25 protein-coding genes and 2 tRNA genes are annotated in these 26,537 nt (G+C 61.3%); 16 read left to right on the top strand and 11 right to left on the bottom strand.

Annotated elements, in window-relative coordinates; genetic code table 11:
• The first annotated feature begins 37 nt into the window (after positions 1-37).
• Positions 38-619: a dihydrofolate reductase family protein gene (locus tag A0W34_RS17740; protein WP_054781577.1), complete on the top strand. Its 582-nt coding sequence runs from the start codon at positions 38-40 to the stop codon at positions 617-619.
• On the opposite strand, the gene A0W34_RS17735 is transcribed toward A0W34_RS17740, so the two are convergent.
• Complete coding sequence (locus A0W34_RS17735) at positions 594-1,085, bottom strand: MepB family protein (RefSeq protein ID WP_054781578.1); 492 nt, start codon at positions 1,083-1,085, stop codon at positions 594-596. The two genes, A0W34_RS17740 and A0W34_RS17735, sit on opposite strands and share 26 nt — an antisense overlap.
• A 48-nt stretch (positions 1,086-1,133) precedes the next feature.
• On the bottom strand, positions 1,134-1,499 hold the full coding sequence (locus A0W34_RS17730) for a nuclear transport factor 2 family protein (protein ID WP_054781579.1): 366 nt from the start codon (positions 1,497-1,499) through the stop codon (positions 1,134-1,136).
• A 138-nt stretch (positions 1,500-1,637) separates the two neighbouring features.
• Here A0W34_RS17730 and A0W34_RS17725 point away from each other — a divergent pair, with 138 nt between their 5' ends.
• Entirely contained in the window at positions 1,638-2,444 is an 807-nt protein-coding gene (locus tag A0W34_RS17725) for a helix-turn-helix domain-containing protein (protein ID WP_047270801.1), read from the top strand.
• On the opposite strand, the gene A0W34_RS17720 is transcribed toward A0W34_RS17725, so the two are convergent.
• Both A0W34_RS17720 and A0W34_RS17715 read right to left on the bottom strand, forming a co-directional pair.
• Positions 2,419-3,156, bottom strand: a complete 738-nt coding sequence (locus A0W34_RS17720) for a polyprenol monophosphomannose synthase (RefSeq protein ID WP_003944487.1) — start codon at positions 3,154-3,156, stop codon at positions 2,419-2,421. The two genes, A0W34_RS17725 and A0W34_RS17720, sit on opposite strands and share 26 nt — an antisense overlap.
• A 99-nt stretch (positions 3,157-3,255) precedes the next feature.
• Positions 3,256-5,322, bottom strand: a complete 2,067-nt coding sequence (locus tag A0W34_RS17715) for a TPM domain-containing protein (protein ID WP_081558024.1) — start codon at positions 5,320-5,322, stop codon at positions 3,256-3,258.
• Positions 5,323-5,391: 69 nt separating this feature from the next.
• Here A0W34_RS17715 and A0W34_RS17710 point away from each other — a divergent pair, with 69 nt between their 5' ends.
• Positions 5,392-6,081, top strand: coding sequence for a YdcF family protein (locus A0W34_RS17710; RefSeq protein ID WP_081558023.1), 690 nt, complete (start codon positions 5,392-5,394; stop codon positions 6,079-6,081).
• Positions 6,082-6,086: 5 nt separating this feature from the next.
• Positions 6,087-7,385, top strand: coding sequence for a deoxyguanosinetriphosphate triphosphohydrolase (locus A0W34_RS17705; RefSeq protein ID WP_081558022.1), 1,299 nt, complete (start codon positions 6,087-6,089; stop codon positions 7,383-7,385).
• A 13-nt stretch (positions 7,386-7,398) separates the two neighbouring features.
• Here the strand turns inward: A0W34_RS17705 and A0W34_RS17700 are convergent, their stop codons facing one another.
• A complete protein-coding gene (locus tag A0W34_RS17700) occupies positions 7,399-8,949 on the bottom strand; it encodes a serine/threonine-protein kinase (RefSeq protein WP_081558021.1) in 1,551 nt (516 codons plus the stop codon).
• 72 nt (positions 8,950-9,021) lie between these two features.
• On the opposite strand from A0W34_RS17700, the gene dnaG reads away from it, so the two are divergent.
• Positions 9,022-10,941, top strand: a complete 1,920-nt coding sequence (dnaG, locus tag A0W34_RS17695) for a DNA primase (protein ID WP_030536590.1) — start codon at positions 9,022-9,024, stop codon at positions 10,939-10,941.
• 1 nt (position 10,942) lies between these two features.
• On the opposite strand, the gene A0W34_RS17690 is transcribed toward dnaG, so the two are convergent.
• Positions 10,943-11,194 carry a hypothetical protein gene (locus tag A0W34_RS17690; protein WP_003941570.1) on the bottom strand — a complete coding sequence of 84 codons (252 nt, stop codon included), beginning with the start codon at positions 11,192-11,194 and terminating at the stop codon, positions 10,943-10,945.
• Positions 11,195-11,330: 136 nt separating this feature from the next.
• On the opposite strand from A0W34_RS17690, the gene A0W34_RS17685 reads away from it, so the two are divergent.
• Positions 11,331-11,403: transfer RNA gene (locus A0W34_RS17685), tRNA-Asn, on the top strand.
• Positions 11,404-11,459: 56 nt separating this feature from the next.
• Here the strand turns inward: A0W34_RS17685 and A0W34_RS17680 are convergent.
• Together A0W34_RS17680 and A0W34_RS33450 are read right to left on the bottom strand one after the other, a co-directional pair.
• Positions 11,460-12,083 (bottom strand): HAD family hydrolase, encoded by a 624-nt coding sequence (locus tag A0W34_RS17680; protein WP_232329878.1) that lies wholly within the window; start codon positions 12,081-12,083, stop codon positions 11,460-11,462.
• A gap of 132 nt (positions 12,084-12,215) precedes the next feature.
• On the bottom strand, positions 12,216-12,413 hold the full coding sequence (locus tag A0W34_RS33450; RefSeq protein WP_223304512.1) for a hypothetical protein: 198 nt from the start codon (positions 12,411-12,413) through the stop codon (positions 12,216-12,218).
• A gap of 177 nt (positions 12,414-12,590) precedes the next feature.
• Here A0W34_RS33450 and A0W34_RS17670 point away from each other — a divergent pair.
• A tRNA-Ile gene (locus tag A0W34_RS17670) sits at positions 12,591-12,664 on the top strand.
• 932 nt (positions 12,665-13,596) lie between these two features.
• Positions 13,597-14,001: a hypothetical protein gene (locus A0W34_RS17665; RefSeq protein ID WP_232329877.1), complete on the top strand. Its 405-nt coding sequence runs from the start codon at positions 13,597-13,599 to the stop codon at positions 13,999-14,001.
• Between the two features lie 370 nt (positions 14,002-14,371).
• On the opposite strand, the gene A0W34_RS17655 is transcribed toward A0W34_RS17665, so the two are convergent.
• Positions 14,372-14,662, bottom strand: coding sequence for a hypothetical protein (locus A0W34_RS17655; protein WP_081558019.1), 291 nt, complete (start codon positions 14,660-14,662; stop codon positions 14,372-14,374).
• Positions 14,663-14,711: 49 nt separating this feature from the next.
• Between A0W34_RS17655 and A0W34_RS17650 the strand changes: the two genes are divergently transcribed.
• Positions 14,712-15,230, top strand: coding sequence for a DinB family protein (locus A0W34_RS17650; protein WP_054781979.1), 519 nt, complete (start codon positions 14,712-14,714; stop codon positions 15,228-15,230).
• Here the strand turns inward: A0W34_RS17650 and A0W34_RS17645 are convergent, their stop codons facing one another.
• Together A0W34_RS17645 and A0W34_RS17640 are read right to left on the bottom strand one after the other, a co-directional pair.
• Positions 15,231-16,703: a mannitol dehydrogenase family protein gene (locus A0W34_RS17645; protein ID WP_081558018.1), complete on the bottom strand. Its 1,473-nt coding sequence runs from the start codon at positions 16,701-16,703 to the stop codon at positions 15,231-15,233. It lies immediately after the preceding gene.
• Between the two features lie 7 nt (positions 16,704-16,710).
• Positions 16,711-17,721, bottom strand: coding sequence for an NAD(P)-dependent alcohol dehydrogenase (locus A0W34_RS17640; RefSeq protein WP_042450271.1), 1,011 nt, complete (start codon positions 17,719-17,721; stop codon positions 16,711-16,713).
• A 139-nt stretch (positions 17,722-17,860) separates the two neighbouring features.
• Here A0W34_RS17640 and A0W34_RS17635 point away from each other — a divergent pair, with 139 nt between their 5' ends.
• The 7 genes from A0W34_RS17635 (at position 17,861) to A0W34_RS17605 (ending at position 26,535) form a co-directional block, all read left to right on the top strand.
• A complete protein-coding gene (locus A0W34_RS17635) occupies positions 17,861-18,859 on the top strand; it encodes a sugar-binding transcriptional regulator (RefSeq protein WP_054781980.1) in 999 nt (332 codons plus the stop codon).
• 63 nt (positions 18,860-18,922) lie between these two features.
• Positions 18,923-20,275 carry an ABC transporter substrate-binding protein gene (locus tag A0W34_RS17630; protein WP_081558017.1) on the top strand — a complete coding sequence of 451 codons (1,353 nt, stop codon included), beginning with the start codon at positions 18,923-18,925 and terminating at the stop codon, positions 20,273-20,275.
• On the top strand, positions 20,272-21,222 hold the full coding sequence (locus tag A0W34_RS17625; RefSeq protein ID WP_019748978.1) for a carbohydrate ABC transporter permease: 951 nt from the start codon (positions 20,272-20,274) through the stop codon (positions 21,220-21,222). The genes A0W34_RS17630 and A0W34_RS17625 overlap by 4 nt, the downstream gene beginning before the upstream one ends.
• Positions 21,222-22,088: a carbohydrate ABC transporter permease gene (locus A0W34_RS17620; RefSeq protein ID WP_054781981.1), complete on the top strand. Its 867-nt coding sequence runs from the start codon at positions 21,222-21,224 to the stop codon at positions 22,086-22,088. Before A0W34_RS17625 ends, A0W34_RS17620 begins: the two co-directional genes overlap by 1 nt.
• A 27-nt stretch (positions 22,089-22,115) precedes the next feature.
• Positions 22,116-23,210 carry an ABC transporter ATP-binding protein gene (locus A0W34_RS17615; protein ID WP_042450146.1) on the top strand — a complete coding sequence of 365 codons (1,095 nt, stop codon included), beginning with the start codon at positions 22,116-22,118 and terminating at the stop codon, positions 23,208-23,210.
• Between the two features lie 95 nt (positions 23,211-23,305).
• Positions 23,306-24,223: a carbohydrate kinase family protein gene (locus tag A0W34_RS17610; RefSeq protein ID WP_081558016.1), complete on the top strand. Its 918-nt coding sequence runs from the start codon at positions 23,306-23,308 to the stop codon at positions 24,221-24,223.
• Between the two features lie 95 nt (positions 24,224-24,318).
• A complete protein-coding gene (locus A0W34_RS17605; protein ID WP_058039427.1) occupies positions 24,319-26,535 on the top strand; it encodes an MMPL family transporter in 2,217 nt (738 codons plus the stop codon).
• The last annotated feature ends 2 nt before the right edge of the window (positions 26,536-26,537 follow it).

Raw genomic sequence — 26,537 nt, 5'->3', positions numbered from 1 at the left:
CTTTCCCCGATGGTCCTTCAGGCGCAGGATCGAAGTTATGAGAAAACTCAGCGTGACCAACAGCGTGACTCTCGACGGTGTCATGCAGGCGCCCGGTGGGCCGGACGAGGACCGTCGTGGCGGATTCGAGCACGGTGGGTGGGCAGCACCCTTCAACGATTCCGTCATGGCGCAGAAGATGGGGGAGGGGATGGCGAAGAAATCGGCGTTGCTGTTCGGTCGCAGAACTTACGAAAACTTCGCCTCGTACTGGCCGTTTCAGACCGACAATCCGTTTACCGAGGTGCTCGACAACACGCAGAAGTACGTAGCGTCAAGGACTTTGGGTGAACCGCTGCCGTGGAAGAACTCGACCTTGTTGAAAGGTGATGCCGCCGAAGCGGTCGCCACGCTCAAGGAAAGTGAGGGCCCGGATCTGGTGATTCTGGGCAGCGGCGACTTGATCACGTCCTTGGCCGAGCGACGTCTCGTCGACACCTACACTCTGCTGATACATCCGCTGGTTCTCGGAGCCGGGCGCAGATTGTTCCCCGACGGAGCTGCGCTCGCTCAGTTCACCCTCACCGACAGCGTCCCCACGACAACAGGCGTCATCATCGCGACGTATCAGTTGAGCTGAACACAGTTGAGCTGAACACAGTCGAGCTGAGTACATCAGGGAACTCGCCGAAATGCCGGATCTGCCAGCGCTGAGTTCTGACTGCTTGCGCGCTGGTCGGCGTAACCCAGGGTGCATAGACCCGGACAGCGCGCTTACCGCCGGAGAAGTTCGTCGAGACGATGTCGTGTTCGACGAGGGTTTCGACGGGAAAGACGAAGTGCCCCGAATGCTCTTCGTCGTATACCTTCACCACGAACAGCATCACGCGGTCGCTGGCGTCGAAGGGGCGGATGGGCCCGGCCTCGGAACGGCGCCACAGTGTGACGAACTGACCGAGCTTGGTCGGCGTCGTCTTGGCGGTTCGATAGACGGTGGGAAGGCCGTTGACGGTCAGCGTGTGAGCGTCGTACTCAGCACCCTCGGACTCGGGAATCGGTGTGGACCAGGTAAATCCGTCGGCGTTCATCGGCACCGATGATGCCACGAACCACCGACAACCTTCGTGACGAACGCTGTCGGTGGTAGTCCCGATTCAGGCCGAAGGCACCTTGTCGAGAAACCCGAGGACAAGCGTCACCCGGCCGTCGTCGTCGCGTTCGAGTACGTCGAATCCGTCGATCAGTGACTCGGCCCCCGACGGGCCGAGAGCCCAACCGAATCGGGCCTGTCGGTGATGCGCGTCCACAGGTCCGACGAGGGTGAAGTGCATGCCCGGAAATTGTTGCTGCACAGCGTTGATCATCGCGTCGATCTGATCGTGTCCGGTGACGTCCGCGAGCGGATCGGTGTAGCGACCGCCGGGTGCGAACAATTGCTCGACCCGTGCTTTACGGGCGGTGGTATCGGTTTCGTTCCACATGTCGATGTAGGCGTCGGCGATTGCGTCGAAGTCGCTCATGGTCGCTCCCTTGATCAGTTTCCGGTGGTGAATGTCCGGCGGCCTCGCCGGCTGAGACCACTGTTCCTCCGAAACTGCGTCGGGTCGATTACCTCTGAGGTCATGGCCTCGGCTACCTCGGGTCGCTAACTTGAAAGAATGACCTTCGAGACGATGGACGTGGGCTCCGAACTCAAGCGGTGGCGGGAGCGGCGAAGGCTCACTCAGTTGGGACTCTCGGCGGCGGCAGGAGTGTCGACCAGGCATCTGAGCTTCATCGAAACCGGCCGCTCCAAGCCGAGCCGGGACATGATTCTTCACCTGTCCGAATGTCTGGATGTTCCTCTACGACAACAGAACACGCTTCTGCTGGCAAGTGGCCACGCGCCGGAGTACTCGCAGAAGTCGTTGGCAGAAGCGCCGATGTCAGCGGTGAGTGAGGCCATCGATCGCATCATCGACGCGCATGACCCGTATCCGGCCGTGGTGGTCGATCAGCAGTGGGAGATGGTCGCCGGGAACCAGGCCGTGGGAATTTTGACCGCGGGCGCCGCTGATTTCCTCCTGGAACCACCGGTGAACGTATTGCGTCTGAGCTTGCATCCCGAGGGCATGGCGCCGCGGATCGTGAACCTCGCGCAGTGGCGGGCCCACCTGCTCACAAGGCTGGCTCGGGAAGTGGAGGTCAGTGCGGATGTGCAGCTGTCGTCGTTGCTCGACGAGCTGCGCGCCTATCCGAGCGGCGGAGACTGGCACGACGACCGCGCGAATTCCCTGCTGGTTCCGTTGCGTGTACGCGTCGGCGATACCGAACTGGCGATGTTCAGCACCACCACCGTGTTCGGTACGCCGCGCGACGTCACGCTCGCAGAGATTGCGATCGAATCGTTCTACCCGTCGGACACGCAGACGGCCGACTACTTTCGATCGGCCGCCGAGGTCACAGGGACTTCTTGCCGAACTTGAGCTTCCACGGCACCAGAGCAGACTCCAACTGAACCGAGAGACTCATCTTGGAGACGCCTTCGGTGCGCTCCTCGAAGCGGATGGGCGTTTCGGCGATCTTCATGCCGCGCTGAACAACTCGGTAGTTCATCTCGACCTGGAACGCGTAGCCGTTGCTCTGCACCGATTCGACGTCGATGTCGCGCAAGGTCTTTGCATGCCACGCCTTGAAGCCGGCGGTCGCATCCTTGACGTGCAGTCGCAGAATGGCGTTGACGTAGAAGTTCGCCCAGGCGGACAAGGCCTTGCGGTGCCACGGCCAGTCGCCGGCGACTGCGCCGCCTTCGACGTAGCGGGAGCCGAGAACGACTGCCGCATCGGTAGTGGTGAGGATCTCGATCATGGCGGGGATCGCTTCGGACGGGTGCGAGAGATCTGCGTCCATCTGAATGACGATGTCTGCGTTCTCCGCCAGAGCCCGGCTCATGCCCGCGACGTAAGCACGGCCGAGACCGTCCTTGACCGTGCGGTGAAGCACTCCGACCGGGATGGGACCATCGATACCCAACTTGTCCGCAACCTCGCCCGTTCCGTCGGGGGAGTTGTCATCCACCACGAGGACGTGCAGGTTCGGGATCTTCAACGCGGCGAGGCGATCGACGAGCTTTGGCAGGTTCTCACGCTCGTTGTATGTGGGTACAACGACGGTTATCTGCGGGGCGACGCTTTCCATAACACCTTCGTATGATCTGTGATCCCGACTTGCCGGATGAAGCGTACGACGAGTGCGGTCGTGAACAAAGTAGGGATTTTACTACCTCGACGGGATCCGTCAGAACCGGCCGCCGCCGCCTCGACTGGTTCGGCCGCCGCCCCCGCCGCCGAAACCACCGCCGCCGCCACCGCGACCGGAGCGTCCGCTGCTGCTCGGTCCGCCGTACGAACGGGGCCCTCCGCCACCTCGCAGAATGCTGTTGATCAGGATGCCGCCGAGGATCGCTCCTGTCGCATCGCCACCGCCGCCACGGGGTCGTTGGTTTGCTTCCCAGGTGTTGACGTCGTTCTGCGCGGCGCGAAGTGAGTGCGTCGCCAAGGTGGTCGCGGCCTGGGCGTGTTGCAGCGCCTTCGACGGATCCAAGGCCTGCAATTGCTGGGCCGCCTGCAGGTGCCGCTGAGCCTCGGCGTAGCGAGTGCGCGCCTCCGCCCCGATCGCGCCGCGCCTGGTTCCGAGGAAGTCGCCTGCAGCGGTCACCTGAGCCTGTGCGGCCAGAATGTCCTGGGCGAGGCGCTGCTGTGCACGTTCGAGCTGCTGCTTCTGCTCCTGAGCGTCGGCAAGAAGCGCGTCGAGTTGGGCGTCGGCTGCGACGATCTGGTTGAAGGCTGTCAGCGGATCGCTGTCCTTCGACGTCTGAGCATTCGCCAACGCTGCCTGGGCTGCGGCCTTCGCGTCCGCCAACTTCTGCCCGCCTTGCGCCAGGTAAGCGTCCGCAGCGGTGATGCCCTGTTGGACGTCGTCCATCGCGGACGGAAGTGTCGCGATGGCGTTTCGGATGTCGTCGGCGGCGTGATCGACGCCGTCGAGTAGCTTGCGTGCCTGATCGAGGGCGGCTTCGGCCGTGCGAATCGCAGTGACGGCAGCGCCTTGCTTACCGGCCGGCAGCGCGGTGGCATCGCGGCCTTCCTCGATCGACTTCTCGGCGAGCGTCAGGCGTTCACTCGCCATCGTGACGTTGTTCACGACCGATGCCAGCGTCGGCGCGGGGAATTGATCCTTCAATTTGGTCAGAATCGCCTCGGATTCGGGCAAGCGCACGCTGAGAGAAACAACACTCTGCGTCAACGCATCGAGACGTGCGGGGGCGTTGATGAGAAGGTCGCGAAGCCCGTCGAACTCCTCGACGCGAGCTTCGAGTTCTTGGTCGGCTCGACCGCACGAGGAAATGATGTCGATCAGCATCTGTCGGCGTTGATCGGGAGTTTCCGGGATGGCGTCGTCGAGTCGCTGCCTGATCGCGAAGGCTTCGGCGAGGGTGGCCTTGGCCTTGTCGAATGCTGCCGAGAAGGGTGCGACGGCGGAATCTCCGAACTCGCTGCGGGCCAGATCGAGTTCCTCCTGGCTGCCGGCGATCGCGTTGTCCGTCTCGACGAGGATCTCCTTCGCGCGTTCGTCGAGCGTCGGCAGCGGGAGTGCGTTGAGGCTGGCGATGTCGTCGGGGGAGATGTTCTTCGCGGCTTCGACGCTTGCCTTGTTCTTGTCGTTCTTGCGCTTACGTGAGTACAGGACCACGCCGCCCGTCCCGACCACCACAGCGCCGCCCGCGATGAGGAGTGTTCCGACTCCCATTCCGCCGCTCGTGTTGTTCGCGTCGCCGAGTGCTCCAGCTGCGGCAATTGCCGCGCCGGTCCAATCATCCTCGGCGAGAGCCGGTTCCACCGCGTCGGTATTGATCGATTCGATGTCGGAATCCGTGATGTTGCTCAGCTCAGCGGGCACATCGAGGTAGTAAGCACGCTCCGCCGTGGCAACTGCAAGCAGGACGGACTTGGTACTCAGCGTCGACTTCGTGGCTGTCTGCTGTGCCCACGCCTGGCCACCCAGGTTGTTGAAATCGGGGACGAACGCGACCCACAGATCGATCTGGTGGTCCTCGCCGAGTTGATCGATCGCGGCTTGTATGTCGCTGCGTTGCCCGGAATCGAGGACCCCGGAGGTGTCGGTGATGTGATTCGGCAACACCATCGGGGCGTCCGCCAAGGCGAGCGCAGGACTGAAGACGAGCGCCAGCAAAGCGAAAATCGCAGCGACGGCGGCGGCGCTTCCCCGACGGCGAACGGGTCGGGTGATTGTCCGACTCTGCTCTACCGAGGACAACTGCGCGAAGTGTGGTGCGAGGGCCATGACGCAAATCTATCCGTTGTGGCGCGTCGGCATCGGAGGTGATCGCCGCGAACTGGCAGAATTGCGGGAGTGAAACCTGCTTTCGGTAACCGCCCCCACGACCCATCACCCTCACGGGCGGGCGGCTTCGGGGCAGGATTGGCTCGCTGGACGCGCCGACTGATCGCCGGTGCCGTGTTGATGGCCGTGGTTCTGGTCGGGGGTACTGCGTTCCGGGTGTGGCAGGTGGCGCGCATCGACGACACGCGGCCGGCCGACGCGATAGTCGTTCTGGGCGCGGCTCAGTATTCCGGCACTCCGTCATCCGTCTTCGAGGCCCGACTCGAGCAGGCGTACAAGCTGTACAAGCGCGGAGTGGCTCCGCAGATCATCACTGTCGGCGGTAAACAAGAAGGCGACGAGTACACCGAAGCGGCGTCGGGAAGGATGTATCTGACCGATCGCGGAATTCCTTCGAGTGCGATCACCGCGGTGGAGACCGGTTCGGACACACTGCTCAGCATCGACGCAGTCAGTGCCGAGATGTCCTCGCAGGGAATCAATTCCGCTGTCCTGGTCAGTGACCCGTGGCACTCCTTGCGAACGCGGACGATGGCCCGCGACACAGGACTCCAGGCGTGGACCGCACCTACTCGTCAGGGCCCGGCTGTCTTCACCCGCGAATCCCAGTTGCACGGAATCGCTCGCGAAACCGGCGCGCTGCTCTGGTATCAGCTCACGCACTTCTCGGCAGACTTCCCCTACACGGCAGGGCAATAGAGACCATGACAGCTCACACCACCTACGGAGGCGGTACCTACTCCGAACACGACCTCGAACGTCGTGTCGTCGAGGCGCCGAAGCGAGCGGGGTTGCCGGGTTCGCAGATCGCAGCGGCGCAGCATCGTTCGGACTTCTCGCGAGATCGGGCCCGCGTCCAACACTCCGCGGCTTTGCGGCGGCTGGCCGACAAGACCCAGGTTGTCGGCCCGCGCGACGGTGACACGCCTCGTACGCGGTTGACACACTCGATGGAGGTCGCACAGATCGGGCGAGGGATTGCCGACGGACTCGGTTGCGATCCGGACCTGGTGGACCTCGCCGGTCTCGCGCACGACATCGGGCACCCACCGTACGGTCACAACGGCGAGAAGGCCCTCGACGAAGTCGCCAAGGACTGCGGAGGTTTCGAGGGCAATGCGCAGAATCTGCGGATCTTGACCAGCCTCGAACCCAAGATCCTGCGCCCCGACGGTCTGAGCGCAGGCCTCAATCTCACCAGGGCGTCACTCGACGCAGCCATCAAGTATCCCTGGACCCGCCCTGAGCCCGGCGCGAAGTTCGGGGCATACGACGACGACGCAGAGGTGCTCGCCTGGGTTCGCGAGGGAGCGCCCGAGCGACGGCAATGCCTGGAAGCTCAGGTCATGGACTGGGCCGATGACATCGCCTATTCCGTGCACGACGTGGAGGACGGGGTGATCGCAGGCCGCATCGACCTTTGCTCGCTTGCCGATCCGTCCGAGCAGCGCGCACTGGCAGAACTCGGGGCCTCCGAGTTTCGCGGATTGGTAGTCGACGATCTGATCGAAGCCGCCCAACGGCTGTCCGAACTCCCCGTCGTACGCGGGGTCGGAAGTTTCGACGGAACGCTAGGGAGTTCCGTCGCATTGAAGAATCTGACGAGTGAATTGGTGGGACGCTTCGCCACCGCGGCGATCGCCAGCACCCGGCTGACACACGGTGACCGACCCCTCTCGCGCTATCAAGCCGACCTCGACATACCCGAGGCCGTCGCATCCGAGGTGGCGTTGCTCAAGACCGTGGCGCTGTACTACGTGATGTCCGACGCCGGACACAAAGCGCGTCAGGATCGGCAGCGTGATCGTGTTCATCGCGTCGCGGAATGGCTGCTGGCAACTGCGCCGGCCGGGCTCGATCCGATCCTGCTGCCCGCGTGGGAACGCGCCGCGGACGACGGTGCTCGGGTCCGGGTAGTGGTGGATCAGATCGCGTCGTACACGGAGAGTCGGCTCGAACGGGTGGACAAAGCGAGCCTGGGCGCGCAGGCCAGCTGGGGCTGAGCCACTTACGCCCTCAGCAAGTCATCCGCGTCGACGGGTCGGTAGTGGTATCGAGCCACTTGCCGTAAGCGTCGCCACCTGCTGCGCGAACGTCCTTGCAGATCTTCGACTCGGTGTTCCCGGATTCGCGATACACCGTGTAGATCGCCGTCCCCGAATCGGAGACTTGACGCAGTGACGGGCAGGACTGGTCTGTGCGTAGGTATTTCGAGCCGGGGAACGCGTCGAGGTAGTTCTGAATCTCGCTGGCGTACGTTGCCGGATCGGTGGCATTGGCCAACACCACGATTCCGGTTCCTTTGCATGAGGGGACGGTGATCGGCTTGCTCACCCCGAGGTCGCCATTTCTCGCGGACGGGTTCGACGCCCGGGTGGTCGTGGTCGCCTGCAGTCCGGCGGTGGGTAGCGGCTCGAGCTTCGGCGTTCTGACTGGATCCTGAATGGGTGCCGGTGCCGACGTGGCGGTGGAAGCTGCTACAGCGGTTGGTGATTCGGGGCCCGAATTCCCCAGCGTCACCCAGGCCGCCGTGCCTCCTGCGGCCAGAACGAGTGCAATTCCAGCCGCACCGATCGCGATCGGTGCTCGGTTTCGCTTGGTCTTTGTCACGATGTGCGTGTAGTTCCCGTGAGCGGGATTCGCCGTGGTGTAGGTGGGCTGCCCGACGATCGTGGGTTGCAATCCGCCGGCGGCACCGGGGGTGTGGGTCGTCGAGAGGGCCTGCCGCGCTTGGAGTGCGAGCGCTCCCGTAGTCGGATAGCGGTGTGCGGGATCCTTTGCCATGCCGCGAGCCACGATGGCGTCAAGGCCTTGCGGGAGCGACGGAACCGCCAGTGTGGGGCGTGGCGGCGGAGCGTTCAGGTGCGAATTGACCAGATGCTCGATGCTTGTGGTGTTGAAAGGTGTTGTTCCGGTGAGTGATTGGTAGAGGACGCAAGCCAGGGAATAGACATCCGCTGCGGCCGTCGGCGTTTCGATTCCGAACCGCTCCGGCGCCATGTATGCATACGAACCGACTGCGCTTCCCTCGGTGGTGATCTTCGTGTCCGTCTGTGAGTATGCGATTCCGAAGTCGACGAGGTAGGCGAAGCCGTTGTTCGTGAGAATGATGTTGTCTGGTTTGACGTCACGATGGATGAGCCCGCGGGCATGGGCGGCGTCCAACGCCGACGCGATTTGCGAGACGATGTCGACGGCTCGTACAGGCGTGAGTCGGCCGAATTCGGTCAACTCGGCTCGCAACGTATGACCTTCGACCAATCGCATGTCGATGAAGAGAACTCCGTCGATCTCGCCCCAGTCGTGCACCGGGATCACGTGCGGTTCGTTCAGGGCGGCGGTGGCGCGAGATTCTCGGCGGAAACGAGCTTGGAATGACGGGTCGGCCGCAAGCTCTCGATGGAGCAACTTGAGAGCGACCAGGCGATCCTTCGAGGTGTCGTACGCCTCGTACACTTCACCCATTCCGCCTCGGCCGAGGAGGCTACGCAACTCGTACACGCCGAATCGGGTTCCTGATCGCCCTTCGTGCGAGCTCGAGGCGTTTTCAGTCATCGTCGGTCCCATCGCTGCGGTGCAGAGTCGGCCATCAACATATCGTTGTCAGGAGGTGCCGGGGGACCGCCTAGACTGATGTACGTGGCGGGCCGAATTTCTGACAGAGACATCGCGGCCATTCGCGAACGCACTCGCATCGAGGACATCGTCGGTGAATACGTTTCACTCAAGCGTGCCGGTGGCGATTCGATCAAAGGTCTGTGTCCCTTTCACGACGAGAAGTCGCCGTCGTTCCACGTGCGACCCAACCACGGCCTCTACCACTGCTTCGGCTGCGGTGAGGGTGGTGACGTGTACTCGTTCCTGCAGAAGATGGATCACATCAGCTTCGTCGAGGCCGTCGAGCAGTTGGCGGATCGACTCAGCTACACGATTTCGTACGAGGGCGGCGGACCGTCCGTTCAGCGCGATCGCGGCACCCGTGCACGCTTGATCGCAGCAAACGCGGCGGCTCAGGAGTTCTACGCCGCTCGTCTGCGCGAACCCGATGCCCAGGCGGCTCGCGACTACCTCACCGAGCGAAACTTCGACGGTGCAGCGGCCTTGCAGTTCGGGTGTGGATACGCGCCAGAAGGTTGGGACACTCTCACAAAACACTTGATGTCCAAAGGTTTCGAGTTCAAGGAACTCGAAGCAGCCGGGCTGTCCAAAGAAGGCCGACGAGGTCCGATCGACCGGTTCCATCGCCGACTTCTGTGGCCGATCCGCAGCGTCGCCGGTGACGTCATCGGCTTCGGTGCCCGCAAGCTCTTCGACGACGACACCATGCCGGGTAAGTACGTCAACACGCCGGAAACGATTCTCTACAAGAAGTCTCAGGTCTTGTTCGGCTTGGACCTCGCCAAGCGCGACATCGCCAAGGGACACCAGGCGGTAGTCGTCGAGGGCTACACCGACGTCATGGCGATGCATTTGGCCGGCGTCAAGACCGCCGTCGCTTCGTGCGGGACCGCCTTCGGTGAGGAGCACCTTGCGATGCTCCGTCGACTCCTGATGGACGACAGCTACTTTCGCGGTGAAATCATCTACACCTTCGACGGCGATGCCGCGGGGCAGGCCGCTGCGATGAAGGCGTTCGAGGGTGATCAAAAGATGGCCGGGCAGACGTTCGTTGCCGTCGCGCCCGACGGAATGGACCCGTGCGATCTGCGACTGAAGTCTGGTGACGCCGCCGTTCGCGACCTCGTGGCACGGCGCACTCCGATGTTCGAGTTCGTGGTGAAGTCCATCCTCACCGAACACGATCTGGAGACCGCTGAAGGTCGTGTCGAGGCACTGCGTCGTACCGTGCCCGTCGTTGCGCAGATCAAGGAATCAACTCTGCGCGACAGCTACGCGAATCTGTTGTGCGGATGGGTCGGTTGGGACGATCTTCCGTCGGTTCGACGACGCGTGCGTGACGAAGCTCGCAAACGGGCGTCGACGCGCGGATCGTCACCGGCGCCCAAGCGTCGTCAGGTTGTCGACCAACCTGCTGCCGATGCGCTTGCGCTGCCGATCGGAATCTCCAGGCCCCGGCCCAACGATCCCGCGCTCTCGACGCAGCGAGCTGTCCTCAAGGCCGCATTGCAGCACCCTGGCATCGCCGGCAGTGTCTTCGACTCGTTGCCGCCCGAGACGTTCACCCACCCCGCCTACGTTGTCATCAGACAGGCAATGGCTGACGCCGGTGGAACGAGCAAGGGACTCGGCGGCGCCGAGTGGATCGAAGTCGTCACCAAGGGCGTCGAAGACATGACGGTGGCCTCGGTTGTATCTGAGCTGGCCGTCGAACCGATGCCGTGTGACGAAGACACGGTTCCGCGCTACATCAACGGAGTGCTCGCACGACTGCAGGAAGCGTGGGTGGGCGAGCAGGTTGCCGACCTCAAATCCAAGCTTCAGCGCGTTTCACCTGCTGCAGCCCCCGAGGAGTACAACTCACTGTTCGGCGACCTCGTGGCGCTGGAGCAGTATCGCCGACAGCTGCGTGAGCAGGCTGTCGGCGACCAAAGCGTCTGACCTAACGGTTTTTCTTCAACTGGTCGTGGGGGACCAGAATCGTAGTCTCCTCGTTGATCGGCTTCATCGGCTCGAGCTTGGGCTGAGTACTCAGTGAGTCGGCCAGCTTCTGCCGTGACGCGTCCAACACCTTCTTGGTGGCCGGACTGGTGGCCACCGCCTTCGCGGCCCGGCTGATCTGCTCGTATCGTGCGCGGCCCGCTTTGGTTCCCAGGACGTACCCAGCTGCAACACCGATCAACAAACGCATCATTCCTGCTTCCCTCCAGCACCGATCGTCCTGACTCCATCCTGCCTGATGACTCGCTGGGCAGGCGATTTGGTACTTCGGTGAAGGATTCGCTACAGTTTCTCAGGCAACGCCGGAACGGGCGAAGCGAGCAAGACAATCCCCTGTAGCTCAATTGGCAGAGCTTCCGACTGTTAATCGGACGGTTGCTGGTTCGAGTCCAGCCGGGGGAGCAGCAAAGCCCCTCACCTGAGAAATCGGGTGGGGGGCTTTCTTGTATTCGTCGCCGCTAGTGCGTTTGCAGCAGACCCACCGATCGAAGTGCCGATCCGACGTCTGCCGCTTTGTTTGCTTGTTCTGCGAGAATTCCCAGCCGTCGAGCGCTGAGGACGTTCACCGGGTTGTCGTCGACGAAGAAAGTCTGCTGTGGACGCGCATCGAGAAACTCCAGCGCAGCCAGGAAGGCCGCAGGGTCGGGTTTGGTAGCTCCGAGCATGCAGGAGAAAACATGCTCGTCGATTGCCACTGGAGTTACAACACTTTCGATGGCGGCCAAGAGAACAGGTCCGTTGTCGGAGAGTGTGGCGACCACGACCCCCTCGCTTCGAAGCGCGATTGCGAGATCGATGACCGCGCGGTCCGGGATGAAGGCCTTGGCCCAGGCTCGGCGTAGCTCGTCGCGGTCACCAGGAAACCCGAGTCGTCGAAAGCGTTCCAGGATCGCTGTTTCGGAGTGAATGCCGAGATCGCATTCCTGGTCGAACCCGGACGCGAACACGAGGGCATGAATCTCGTCTTCCGTGACGCCGATGGCCGCAGCCAGTTCTGCGGCGCGACGGTCAGGCTCGAATCGACACAGCACGCCACCCAAGTCGAACAACACGAGTTCAGGTGGTCCGCTGTCGTTCGCCATGTCGCAGAGGATAGGCGGCATCAGCATCAGTGAACGCGAAGCGAAGATGATGGCGGCGGAGATGCGAAAAGCCCGACGCAATACTCTGCGTCGGGCTTTCGGCGGAACCGTCGAACTGTTCGTCCGGTGCGCTTACTTCGCTGCGCGATCCGAAGGCTCGAACAGTCGGACGATGTGGCTGGGGTTGATGTAGTAGACACCATTCGGAGAATTGAGAACGAGAGTGTCTTCGGTGAAATCGGTGACGGTGCCGTTCAGTTTCGCGCCGTCGGACATGATGATCCGGATCGTGGCCTTCGAGTTCTTGAATTCGGTCAGTGCAAGCTTCATGTGGTGATCCTGTTCCGTGGGGTGTGCACTCCCACGGTATCGGCTCATCGCGCCTGTGCCGACCAACCTTGGAAGACTCGACTCGAAAGAGTGCAACGCGTCACCGCCTGCCCGATTGTGATCCGCGTCGGATGTGCCGGTAACATTCGGATTCGCCGCGATGCATCGCATCCGGATGGGGCGGTAGCTCAGTCGGTTAGAGCCGTGGACTCATAATCCATTGGTCGCGGGTTCGAGCCCCGCCCGCCCCACATTCAGTTGCCGTGAGCCCGCAGGTCAGACCCAATGACGTTTGTCGAAAGTCATGCTGCCGACGATCGCAACGGCGACAAGTGCGCAGAGTGCAATCAACAGGGCAGTTGCCCACAGGTAGTTGGTGCAGTTGCCCACACGTAGTTGGTATTGAATCGCACGCAACGCGCATGCGGGTACGGCTGAGTTGATCCTTCGTGGCTACACAAGTAAATGTCGTACCGCGATCGTCGATCTCGGACGAGGTGAAAGTCTCGGATCCGGATACCCAATCCTCGACAAGTATCGGGAGCGCAGTGCAATTGGGCGCAACCGAGCGAGCGACGTGCCGGACGTGAAGGAAAAGTAGGTACCTATCCGGGTATTTCAGCGTATGTGCTCGACGTACAGAAGTGTCACGCTTTAGACGTGCCTACCGGTGTAGGTACAAGGCAGTCGAGCCGTCCCCCCCGCGGCTCGGCTGCACCCAAATGTTGACGCGCTGACCGGCAGCCGACTGTCGGAAACGACTCTACGCAAGGAACGGCAACGATAGTGGGCCCCGCAACTGCGGGGCCCTTTCCCTGTCTGAAAAGCGCTGTCGGACTTGGGTCATCACCATTGAGGACTTCGTGCTCGATCACTGGAAATGAGAGCCAACGAGGGCTGTCTCGCCGTCCTTGTCTGCGTCGGATCCATTTTGCCGAGCTTCGTGAATTGCAGAATCCGCAGCCCGTGAGAGCTCAGTAGTTGCCTCGATCGGGTGCAAAACCGGGCAATCGGAACAAAACACTTGTCGATGCGTTACAAATATTGTTAAAGTGTAACGACGAACTGCAAGTGAACAGCAACTTCAAGGTCTCGCTACCGGAAGCCGATGGGCGCCGGGGGAGATTCGTCTGCTGTCGATGGACGCGACGCCGTTGGGCGGCACGGATAAAGGCTCTGTGAATTGCGCCGGGTCGCACCCCTGATCAACCTGACAGACCAACGTAACGGAGAACATACTGTGACAATCAAGAACTCGATCGGGCCTGGTGTCGAAGCCGATCATGGAAACAGGCTGTTTGGCAACACTATTCGATCAGCTGAAGGTGAGGAACTGGTCCAGCGGCTGAATGCCATGTTCGAGCGAGCGAACAGCGCAGGTCAGGTGGTGAATCAACGAGAACTCTCGACCGTGCTTTCTGTGCGGAGATCCGAGGGTTCGCCGGTCGACCGGTCGATTCCGGCGCCTGACAGGCTGATGCATGCGATCGAGGGACTCTCGTACGAATCCCTTTCCCTGTTGATTTGTGCGGCCGAGCATTTACTGCGTTCGGAAGGGGTACATGTCGACTCGACGCCCTTCACTTGAGGGGCGACGAGACCCGTCGAGGAAATCGAAGTGATCGGTCCGTCGCCGACGAACGAGTATTTTGTCACGATCGGAATGACGTAGTTACGTCGTCGTTTGTAATTCTGTTGTGCGACCGGCGAATCAGGCCTCCGGCGTTGCTCAGTCGCACGATCCCGATTCCGCTGCTTCGAAGGCTTCTTGGTGCGCTCACGCGCCTCAGCGTCGAATCCTCTCCAGTCGTCGTGCGGCCCGCTCATGTCATCGCGGACTTGATCGATCGGCGACGTGGAATCAGTCGGAGTATGTCCAGTTCTTCGGCCGATCCGAGTATCGACCGGCAAATCTTGTCGACGGAGTCAGATGCCGGATACCGGCACCGAAATACGGATCAACATTCACCTCGGGAAGCCGAATGAAGTGAATTGACTATCGCAGTCTGCTGTTGTGGTGTGAACGCTGCCCAGGCGCTGGCGGAACCCGCGAGTTCAGGGACATCGTTCCATCCAGGGCTCTGTAGCCGGGCCAACGCCGCCTCGACCGTCCCGAAAACTTCGAGGTACGCATGTGCGTCGTCGCATGTGAAGGCGAGTTCGTGTGGTTCGGCGTCGCCCCCGTCCCCGCCACACGAAGTAAGCATCAGCACGAATGGAATCGCAATACCGACCATGATGCGCTTCATCGGCCAATCGAAGCAGACCGACTCCGCTCCCGCGGACTATTCTCGATGCATGCCGATCACCCCGGATACAAAGAACTGGACCTGGGTCCTCGAACGCCCATGCGGCGAGTGCGGGTTTGATTCGTCCGCTGTTGCGTTCGCGGATGTTCCAGATCTTGTGCGTAGCAATGCCGTCTCGTGGGCCGAGGTACTGGAGGGCGAGAATGTGACGGAGCGACCGGACAGCGAAACATGGTCAGCGCTGGAGTATTCCGCCCACGTACGCGACGTGTTCAGGATCTTCAAGGTGAGGTTGGAACAGATGCTCGAATTCGACGATCCGCTATTCGAGAACTGGGATCAAGACGCAACAGCTGAGGCCGAGCGGTACAACGACCAAGATCCGGCAAAGGTGGCATCGGAATTGTCCGACGCCGCGGCGGAGGTCGCGAATGCCTTCGAAACCGTGCCAGAGGGTAGCCGCCAACGACGGGGTCTCCGCAGTGACGGATCGGCGTTCACCGTCGAATCGTTGGCGGCCTACTTCATTCACGATCCGATCCATCACCTGCACGACGTCTCGGTGTAGTCAGAGCCCGCGCACCTCCTCGAGGGTTCTTCTGGCTCCGACGGAGTGCAATGAGTCGAGGGTCTTTCGGAAGCTAGCGACAAATCGGCGATCGTCCACGAGATCGCCGAACACTTGGCGGTACCCGATGAAGGCCAACGGGTCGCTCGACTGTTTCTGGGCGAGCGGCACCAGAGTGTCCGACAGCTGATCGACGACGGTGATGGGATCTCCGTTCTCGTCTGTGCCCTCGGCGTAGCGGGCCCAGCTAGCGACAATTGCGGTGGACAGGTTGATCGACCCACCGGTGTCGAGTTGGTTCCGGATGACGGGCAACAGCCACTTGGGAATTCGATCGGACGACTCGGCACACAGACGTGCAATCGTGTCGCGGATCTGGGGGTTCGAGAATCTTTCGATGAGGGTCTTCTTGTACTGATCGAGGTCGACGCCGGGTACCGGGTCAAGGGTCGGCGTCGCTTCGAGATTCATGTAGTCGAGCAGGAACCCCGACAAGAGTTCGTCCTGGCATGCCTCGTGGACCAGGCGGTATCCGGCAAGGTAGCCGAAGTACGCGATGCCTTGATGGCCGGCATTGAGAAGGCGCAGTTTCATCAGTTCGTACGGGCGAACATCCGGCACGAGATTGACGCCGACATTCTCCAGAGGTGGCCTGCCTGAGGTGAACTCGTCCTCGAGGAACCACGCGGTGAACGGCTCAGCCGCGACCGGCCACTGATCTTCCACGCCAAACGTCTCGGCGATCTCGGTGGTCACCTCGGCTGTCGTGACGGGTGTGATCCGGTCGACCATGGAGTTGGGGAAGGCGCCGTTCTCGTCGATCCACTCCGCAAGTTCGGGATCCTTCAGGGCGGCGAACGCTCCGACTGCCGTCCTGGCGACCGATCCGTTGCCTTCGATGTTGTCGCAACTCATGATCGTGAACGGGGCGAGGCCCCGGTCGCGACGGAGTGCGAGTGCCGCACAAATCAGACCGAAGGTGGTGTGGGGGAGTGTTCCCGGCTCGAGATCGTGCATTACATCGGGATCGGACGCGTCGAACTCACCCGTAGTGTGCGAGATGTTGTATCCGCCCTCGGTGATGGTGAGAGATACGATTTTCGTCGATTCGGATGCCATCTTTTCGATCACCGCCTCCGGATCCTCCGGAGCGAACAGGTACTCGACGATCGACCCGATGACCCGGGCCTCGAGGGTTCCGTCAGAATGCTTGAGCGCCAGCGTGTAGAGGCAGTCCTGCGCGCGGAGAGCGTCTTTCATCCGCTTGTCCGACGGCATCACTCCCACTCCGCAGATTCCCCAGTCGAAGCCCTCACCGCGTCGCAGGAGATCATCGATGTACATGGCCTGGTGTGCACGGTGAAAGCCTCCGACACCGAAATGCACTATGCCAGTAGTGACTTTGCTCCGGTCGTAGTTCGGCACTTCGAGTGCAGCATCGAAGTCGAACAGGGTCTTCGTATTGAGTTCCATGAAAGTACTAGTCTCCTTCGGCGACGATGACTACGGCTTTGATGCTGCCGAGAATGCGATCGGCCACCAGGGCCTCTTGCGACTGTTCGAGTGAAAAGCGTGCTGTGACCATCGAGTCCAGATCGACGCGCCCGGCAGCGACCAATGCGGCGGCGATCGGCCACGTGTTGGCGTACCGGAACACTCCGGTCAGCATCAGTTCGCGATTCTGAATGATCGGGACCGGCAACGGTATCTCGTCGGCACCCATTCCGACCAGAACGACGGTTCCAGCGGGCCGAACTGCGTGAATCCCGTCGATCACTGCGGCCGTGGCACCCGACGCGTCGATGAATGCGTCGACGGCCAGCGAGCGTACGTCGCTCTCACGTGGATCAACGACGGTTGTTGCGCCGAATTTCAGTGCCACATCACGCCGGGCCGCGTCGATGTCCGAGACGATGACTTCCGTCGCGCCGAATGCCTTGGCCACCTGCGTCGTCACGATTCCTACCGGGCCGGCGCCGGCGATCAACACCCGAGAGCCGGCAGTGATCCCCGCCTTCTGGGCTGAGGCGATCCCTACGGAAAGTGGCTCGAACAGCGCAGCTGCCTCGTAGGACACGGAATCTGCGATGGGATGGGCGAAGTCGGCACCGATCGTGACGTAGTCGGTCAGCGCACCGTCGATCGGCGGCGTCGCGAAGAACTCCATATGAGGGCAGAGGTTGTATCTGCCTGCCTTGGATTCGGGACTTGTCGGATCGGGCTTCTGAGGCTCGATGGAGACACGCTGCCCGATGCGTCTTGGGTCGACGCCGTCACCGACCGCAGCGATGCGTCCCGATGCTTCGTGTCCGAGAACGAGCGGTGAGTTGACTACGTAAGGGCCGATGCGACCTTCGTGAAAGTAGTGCGCGTCCGACCCGCACACGCCCACGGCATGGATGCGAACGAGGACTTCACCCGCCTTCGGGGACGGTCGTGGTCTCTCGACCATCTGCATCTTTCCGGTCTCGACGAGGACATTTGCCCGAATTGTCGCAGGTAGATCGACGGATTCTCCGGAAACTGTTGTGTGGGTCACAACGTAGATGTTAGCTTAATGAGCATAAGAACATCTAGTGAGCATTTGCTCACGATCGAGAAACTTTGAACCTGATACACAAGGAGACCGTGTGAACCAGTCGGCTCAGCCCACAGGACTCAAGTCGTCGAAGTTGCCCGCTTCCGAGGATGTGCGGCTCGCCTTGCGGGCGGCGACGATGTATCACCTCGAAGGCGCCACTCAGGCGGAGATTGCAGCGAAATTGGGCGTCTCGCGGCCGACAGCCGGGCGACTGTTGGCCAGGGCGCGGACGCAAGGTTTGGTCAGGGTCGAGATTTTGGTACCGCCGGAGCTCGAAGGTTCGGTGAACACGGAGTTGGAATCGAAGCTGGAGAAGCACTTCGGGTTGGCCGAAGTGTTGATCGTCCCCGAAGCGATTTCGGATGCGGACGACCCGGACTTCGACGCACTCGGTCGACGAGCAGCGGAAGTTCTGGTTCGTCGTCTGCAGCCTTCGAGCGTTCTCGGGTTTACCTGGGGTCCGGAAACCGTTGCGGTAGCAGGATCTTTGCCGGACAAGGCCGCGAAGTGCTCGGCTGTGGTACAACTTGACGGCTCCATGACGGTGACCGACTACCAAACCGGTGTCGACTTCACCATCGGCCGATGTGCACAACAGTTGCAGGCCAATCCTATTCGTCTCAACGCTCCGCTGTATGCCGACCCGGCGACCGTGGAGTCGATGCGAAACGACTCGGTGATCTCGAAGGCGCTGCAAGCCGGAACTGATTCCGACATCATGGTTTTCGGAGTCGGTGCCGTCTCGACCGCGACGACCTTGTTTGCCGGTAGCTTCGTCGACTCGACCATGCTGGACGAGTTGGAAAGTCGAGGCGCTGTCGGTGAAATCGGCGGCCGTTTCTACTCGGTCGACGGCAATCCAGTGGAGGGGCCACTACCTGAGCGAACGGTCTCCGTCTCGCTCGACGCAGTGAAATCCTGCGATCAGACGATTCTGATTTCGGGAGGAACACACAAACGCCAGGCCGTTCTGGGCGCATTGCGCGGAGGTTTGGCAAACGTACTCGTCACCGACGTCGAGTGCGCCCAGTGGCTGCTCGAAGGCTAGCGATCTCACGAGTTTCGCGGTCCGAGCGCGCGACTGACACGCAAGTGTGAAGGAAGGTAATCCGTGAAAACAGGAAGACGAGTGTGGGGCGCTGCCGCGGCGGCGCTCTGCCTCCTGGTGTCGGGATGTGCGGGCGCTGGTGCGCTCGGTGGTTCCGGCGAACGAACAGTCACCATCGCGATGGTGTCGAACTCGCAGATGCAGGACGCCATCAAACTGGCGCCGGCTTTCGAAGCCGAGAACCCTGGCATCGACCTCAAATTCGTCAGCCTTTCCGAGAACCAGGCGCGCGCCAAGATCACGGCGTCGACGGCAACCGGCGGCGGTGAGTTCGACGTCGTGATGATCAGCAACTACGAGACACCTCAGTGGGCCGCCAACGGTTGGCTCACGAACCTGTCCGACTATGCAGACACGACGCCCGGTTACGACGAGGACGACTTCGTACCGTCGATCAAGACTTCTCTGTCGTACGAGGACAGTATGTACGCGGTCCCCTTCTACGGGGAGTCGTCGTTCCTGATGTACCGCAAGGATCTGTTCGATCAGGCGGGGATTACAGTTCCCGAAGACCCGACGTGGCAAGAAGTTGCAGGTTGGGCAGCACAGTTCGACAACCCGGACGCCAAGATGGCGGGAATCTGCTTGCGCGGAAAGCCTGGCTGGGGTGAGGTACTCGCACCGCTGAACACCGTGATCAACACCTTCGGTGGACGCTGGTACGACGAGAATTGGAATGCGCAGCTGACCAGTCCGCAGGTCGAGGATGCGGTTCAGTTCTACGTGGACACGGTCAAGGAGCACGGTCAGCCGGGTCCTGCCACAAGCGGATTCGGTGAATGTGCAACACAATTCGCGCAAGGCAACACGGCGATGTGGTACGACGCGACGTCGGCTGTGTCGGTTCTCGAGGACCCTGCGTCGTCGAAGGTAGTCGGCAACATCGGATATGCGAAGGCCCCGAAGGTCGAGAAGTCCGATCCTGGTTGGCTCTACACGTGGGCGCTCGGAATCCCGGAGTCGGCACAGAACAAATATGACGCCTGGAAGTTCATTTCCTGGATGACGAACAAGGACTACATCCAGAAGGTCGGAACCGAACTCGGCTGGTCGAGAGTTCCTCCGGGAAGTCGCCTATCGACCTACGAGATTCCGGAATATCAAGAGGCCGCACAGGCATTCGGTCCGATCACCCTCGAATCGATCAATAATGCAGATCCGAAAAACCCGACAGTGCAACCGGTTCCGTACACCGGCGTCCAGTTCCTCACCATCCCTGAGTTTCAGGACCTGGGCACTCGCGTCAGCCAGCAGATCAGTGCGGCCATCGCGGGTCAGAAGAGCGTGAAAGAAGCACTCGAACAATCCCAGCAGTATGCCGAGGTGGTCGGCAAGACCTATCAGGAGAACCGATGACTACGGTTGCCGAGCCCAGAACTACGGTGGACGACGCGCCACCGGTCCGTGTCGAAAAGAAGATCTCCCGCGCCGAGGGTTGGCGTCGTAGAGGTCCCCTGTTGCCGGCGTTGATCTTCTCGATCGTCGTCACTCAGATTCCGTTTCTGTTCACCCTCTACTACTCGACGCAGTCGTGGAACCTTGTCCGGCCGGGATCGCGGCACTTCAACGGGTTCGATAACTACATAGAGGTTTTCAAGGACAGTCAGTTTCGGGAAGTCGCGGTCAACACGGTCATCATGATCGTGGGTACGGTCATCGTTTCGGTGATCCTCGGACTCGCGCTGGCGCTGCTGCTCGACCGCGCATTCCTTGGTCGGGGCATCGTCCGGACACTGCTGATCACGCCGTTTCTCATCACTCCCGTCGCCGGCGCATTGCTTTGGAAGACAACAATGTTCGACCCGGTGTTCGGTATCGTGAACTTCGTACTCCAGCCTTTCGGCGTCGGCCAGGTCGACTGGGTCAGCAAGTTTCCGCTCGCCGCCGTCATGATCAATCTGATCTGGCAGTGGACGCCCTTCATGATGCTGCTCATTCTGGCCGGTTTGCAGTCCATGCCCCGAGACATTCTCGAAGCCGCACGAGTGGACGGAGCCAAGCCGTTTGCGATGTTCCGCGAACTGACGTTGCCGCACCTGCGCCGCTTCATCGAACTCGGTGCAGTTCTGGGTGCGATCTACCTCGTGAACACCTTTGACGCGGTGTACATGATGACGTCGGGCGGGCCCGGCGTGGCCAGCTCGAACCTGCCGTTCTACATCTACCAGCGCGCGTTCCTCGGCTTCGACGTAGGTCAAGCTGCGGCGATGGGTGTCGTAACAGTGATCGCGACGATCATCGTGTCGACACTTGCGCTCCGATTGATCTTCAAGAGCTTCACCGGCAACGAGGAGGCGGCGTGATGACTGCCGTAGAGACGACAAGCGCGACGGCCGACAAGCCCGTCGTCAAGAAAAGGAAGAGCAGCAAGTTCAGTCCGTGGTCGGTTGTGGCGTGGATCGCCGCTCTCGGGTTTTTCTTCCCGGTCTTCTGGATGGTCCTCACCGCGTTCAAGACCGAGGCAGACGCCTACACGGATCCGCCGAAGCTGTTCTTCACTCCCACCCTCGAACAGTTCCGTGCCGTCCTCGACTCCGGTCTCGGCACGACGCTGGCAAACTCCGCATTTGCGACGGCCATGTCGACGATTCTTGTTCTGCTACTGGGTGTTCCGGCTGCGTTTGCATTGTCGCTTCGCCCGGTAGCCAAGACTCAGGACGTTCTGTTCTTTTTCATCAGTACCAAGATGCTCCCAGTCGTCGCTGCAATCGTGCCGCTGTACGTGATCGTCAACGACATCGGATTGCTCGACAACATCTGGGCGCTGGTCATCTTGTACACATCGATGAATCTGCCGATCGCAGTGTGGATGATGCGTTCGTTCTTTCTCGAAGTCCCCGGCGAACTTCTCGAAGCTGCCAGCATGGACGGCGCGAGTTTGTGGACCTCGGTTCGCGAGGTGATCCTCCCGCTGATCTCGCCCGGAATTGCTGCGACTGCGCTGATCTGCGTGATCTTCTCGTGGAACGAATTCTTCTTCGCAGTCAACCTGACAGCTGTTCAAGCGCAGACGATTCCGGTCTTCCTGGTCGGGTTCATCACCGGCGAGGGACTGTACTGGGCTCGGCTCTCCGCGGCAGCGACCATGGCGGCATTGCCCGTCATCCTGGCCGGTTGGTTCGCCCAGAACAAACTGGTGCGCGGCCTGTCCTTCGGTGCAATCAAATAATTCTCCTCACCCTCTCAGGAGTTCGTCATGGCTGAAATCTCGTACCAGAAAGCGTCTTGCATCTACGAAGGTGCCGGGACCCTCGCTGTCGATTCACTCGATCTCGACATCAACGACGGGGAGTTCATCGTGCTCGTCGGTCCGTCAGGTTCCGGAAAGTCCACGGCCCTGCGCATGTTGGCAGGGCTCGAGGACATCGATTCCGGCGCGATCACCATCAACGGCAAGGACATGACCGATGTCCCGTCCAAGGATCGCGACATCGCAATGGTCTTCCAGAATTACGCGCTGTACCCCAACAAAACCGTCGGGGAAAATATGGGGTTCGCGTTGAAGATGCGCGGTGTGCCCGTTGAGGAGCGTAAGAAGAAAGTGGCCGAAGCGGCCAAACTGCTTGACCTGACTGACTATCTCGACCGCAAGCCGGCCAAGCTTTCCGGTGGTCAACGGCAGCGAGTTGCCATGGGCCGAGCTATCGTTCGTGAACCGCAAGTGTTCTGCATGGACGAGCCGCTCTCCAACCTCGACGCAAAGCTACGCGTCCAGACCCGCACGCAGATCGCGGCGTTGCAGCGTCGTCTCGGAACCACCACCGTCTACGTCACGCACGATCAGGTGGAAGCGATGACGATGGGTGATCGCGTGGCAGTGCTCAAGGGCGGCAAGTTGCAACAATTCGCTTCTCCGACCGAACTTTACGATCGGCCGGCCAATGCGTTTGTTGCAGGCTTCATCGGATCTCCAGGTATGAACTTGGTAACGGCGCCGGTCAGTTCGGGTGGGGTGCGTTTCGGCGACGTCGAGGTTCCGCTGGACCGCGAGCAGATGGCGGCAATCGCCGCGGCCGGTCTGGCTTCGGTCACAGTAGGAATTCGGCCCGAGCAATTCCAGGTGGTCGCTGCCGGAGACGGAATCGCAGCTCAGATCGACCTGGTAGAGGAACTGGGCAACGAGTCGTACATCTACGCACACGTGCCTGGTACCGAAGCCGACCCGATCTCGCTCGTTGCACGCACCGGCGGGCGATCGAAGCTGCAGTACGGCCAGACGCTGGGCTTCGAGCGGGTGGACGGCCTCGTTCACCTCTTCGACCCGGCTACGGGCGAGCGTGTGGGTAGCTGAATCCCATCACAATCGTGACCTGCTCGGCACCCGAACTCGTTCGTGCCGAGCAGGTCACATCCATCTTCGACTGGTGAGAAGGTTAGGGTCTACCGATGAGTGATACACGCGAACGATCCGTCGTGGTGTGTGGTGAGGGACTGGTTGATCTGGTTCCGGTGGGGGAGAACTTCTCACCCAAGTTGGGCGGTGGACCGTTCAACGTTGCGATTGCACTGGGTCGACTCGGATCCGACGTGGGATTCGTCTCTCGCTTGTCCACAGACGCTTTCGGAGATCGGATGATCGACTCGCTGGCCGCGTCCAATGTCGACACAACTGGGGTCGAACGTGGGCCCGAGCCGACAACTCTGGCCGTCGTGAACCTTGCAGCGGACGGAGGTGCGCGGTATTCCTTCTACCTCGAGGGAACGGCGGATCGACAGTTCGTGCTGCCGAAACTTCCCTCTGCCCGGGCATTCTCGTTCGGAACGCTGTCGCTGGTGCTCGAGCCCGGGGCCTCTGCCTACGAAGCTTTGCTGCACGAAGCACACGCCCGCGGTCGACTCACCATGGTGGACCCCAACATTCGTCCGGCGGTGATCTCCGACCCGGACGCGTATCGACGACGGTTTCGTTCGTGGTTGCCCGCCATCGATATTCTCAAAGTGAGCGACGACGACGCGAAGTGGTTGGGTTCGGTCGACGGCGCCGAGTGGCTCCACGAAGGCGTCGGCGCCGTCCTGCTCACCCGTGGTGGTGACGGGTTGCGGTTGATCACCGAGGAACTCGATGTTTCGGTGCCGGCGCCCGCGGTCGACGTCGCGGACACGATCGGTGCGGGCGATACCGTTCACGGAGCCCTGTTGGCCTACCTTGATCGTCACGACGCACTCGACGTCGCTGTTGTGCGTGCGTTCACCGAGGCAGATTGGTCGGCCGCGTTGACCTTTGCCGCACGCGCGGCAGCCGTCACCGTGTCACGTCCCGGGGCGGATCCGCCGTGGTCAAGGGAGTTGGGTTTGCCCGTCTAGCACTGGGGACCACCGCCCTACTGCGAGCGCAGTACGTCGAACTGCCTACCTGTGCACGATGTGCGACGGGGTCGTGTATCGGCACAGTGACACGCATGTCGATATTCCTGTACAAACTCTCGCGACTCGCGTTTCGGCGCCGTTGGGCAATGGTGGGCTTCTGGGTCGTCCTGCTGGTGGCGGGCGGAGTAGGCGCAGCAACGCTGTCCGGTCCGACCGTCAATACGTTGTCGATTCCGGGCACCGAATCACAAGCGGCGCAAGATCTTCTGGCTGAAAGATTTCCGCAATCGTCCACCGACGGAGCCAGTGCTCGCATCGTCTTCGAATCTCCGGCGGGCACGACGCTCACCGATCCGGCGATTCGACAATCCGTCAGTGACTTGGTCTCTGCGCTCGGGAAGGATCCTGAGATTGCAGCGGTATCGGATCCGTATGCCTCCGGCGGAGTGTCGCCGACTGGGACGATCGGATACATGCAGGTCTCCTATACCGCCGACTCGATGGACTTACCGGACAGTTCGAAAGAACTGCTCGAGTCCGCCGTCCACGACGCCGCGGATTCAGGGCTGGCAGTCGATGTTGCCGGCAACGTGCTGATGGAAAGCAGCGCCGAATCGATGGGAGAGGTGATCGGAGTCGCGATCGCCGCGGTGGTGCTGACCGTCACCTTCGGTTCCTTGGTTGCGGCGGGGCTTCCCTTGATCAGCGCGTTGATCGGCATCGGCATCGCGATCTGCACGATCACAATCGCAACTGGTTTCATCGAATTAGGTTCGAGCACAACCGTCCTGGCAATGATGCTGGGGCTCGCCGTGGCGATCGACTATTCGCTCTTCATCGTCTCGCGCTACCGCTCCGAACTACGTGACGGACATGATCCAGAAATTGCTGCGGGCCGCGCAGCGGGGACTGCGGGTTCGGCCGTAGTGTTCGCGGGGTTAACGGTGCTCATCGCATTGGCAGGACTGTTCGTCGTGAACATCCCGTTCCTGACGAGCATGGGTCTGGCTGCAGCATTCGCAGTTGCTGTTGCAGTGGTGATTTCACTGACGCTGCTGCCCGCCACACTCGGATTTGCAGGGTCGCGCGTCATGAGTCGGTCTGATCGTCGACTGCTGGCGTCCGGCGGTGAACTGACACACCGGAAACAGTCGGAGGGGGCGGGCTCGCGATGGGCCAAGTTCGTGATCCGGCGTCGAGTTCCGGTTTTGCTCGCGTCAGTCCTCGGGCTGGGATTGCTGGCGATCCCCACCTTCGGAATCAACCTGAGTTTGGCGAGCCCACCAGTGCCCGACACAACTGCCGCCAGGGCTACCGACCGACTATCCGAGGGGTTCGGTGCCGGGTTCAGCGGCCCGCTCATGGTGGTCGTCGACGTTGCCGACGCCGCAGATCCGGCAGCGGCATTGAGCGGCGCCCAGGAAAAGCTCGGCGCTCTGCCCGACGTAGCGGCAGTGACGCCGCCAGCACTCAATCAGGCCGGCGATACAGCAGTCATCACGGTGGTTCCCTCGAGTGGCCCGGAAACCGAGGCAACAAAGGCGCTCGTCGCAGATATACGTGAGGTCGCCGGATCACTGACCGACGAGACCGGAGCCACGATGTCGGTCACCGGTCAGACAGCGTTGACGATCGACGTTTCGGATCGCCTGGCCGACGCCCTGGTTCCCTACCTCGCATTGGTCGTCGGCCTCGCCTTCATCCTCCTGATGTTGGTGTTCCGCTCGATCTTGGTACCACTCAAGGCAACTCTCGGATTTCTGCTCTCGATCGGTGCGACGTTCGGTGTGCTGGTCGCGATCTTCCAGTGGGGTTGGTTCGCCGGCATTCTCGGAATCGAAGGTCAAACCGGATCAGTTGTGGCGATGTTGCCCATCTTCATGATTGGCATCGTCTTCGGGTTGGCGATGGACTACCAGGTGTTCCTGGTGACCAGAATGCGTGAAGCGTTCGTCCACGGTGACGGACCGGATGAAGCAGTCGTGAAGGGCTTCGACCAGGGCGCGCGAGTGGTCACGGCCGCGGCGCTGATCATGATCGCCGTTTTCGCGGGCTTCATCTTCGGCGGCGACGCCTTCATCATGCAGATCGGACTCGGACTCTCGTTCGCGGTTCTGTTCGACGCCTTCGTGATTCGTATGACCGTCGTACCGGCCGTCATGTCCCTGTTGGGCTCGAGGGCATGGTGGTTCCCCTCATGGCTGGACCGGCTGGTCCCGAACGTCGATGTCGAGGGGGAGCAGTTGACTGCGCTGCTCGCAGATTCGAAGGAATCCAGTGAACCCACGAGCGACAAGTTGTCGGTGTGACC

This window comes from Rhodococcus sp. BH4, from assembly GCF_002079265.1.
Taxonomy (GTDB): Bacteria; Actinomycetota; Actinomycetes; order Mycobacteriales; family Mycobacteriaceae; genus Rhodococcus_F; species Rhodococcus_F qingshengii.
The sequence above is the reverse complement of the archived record's forward strand: the minus strand, read 5'-3'. Positions and strand labels throughout refer to the sequence as shown.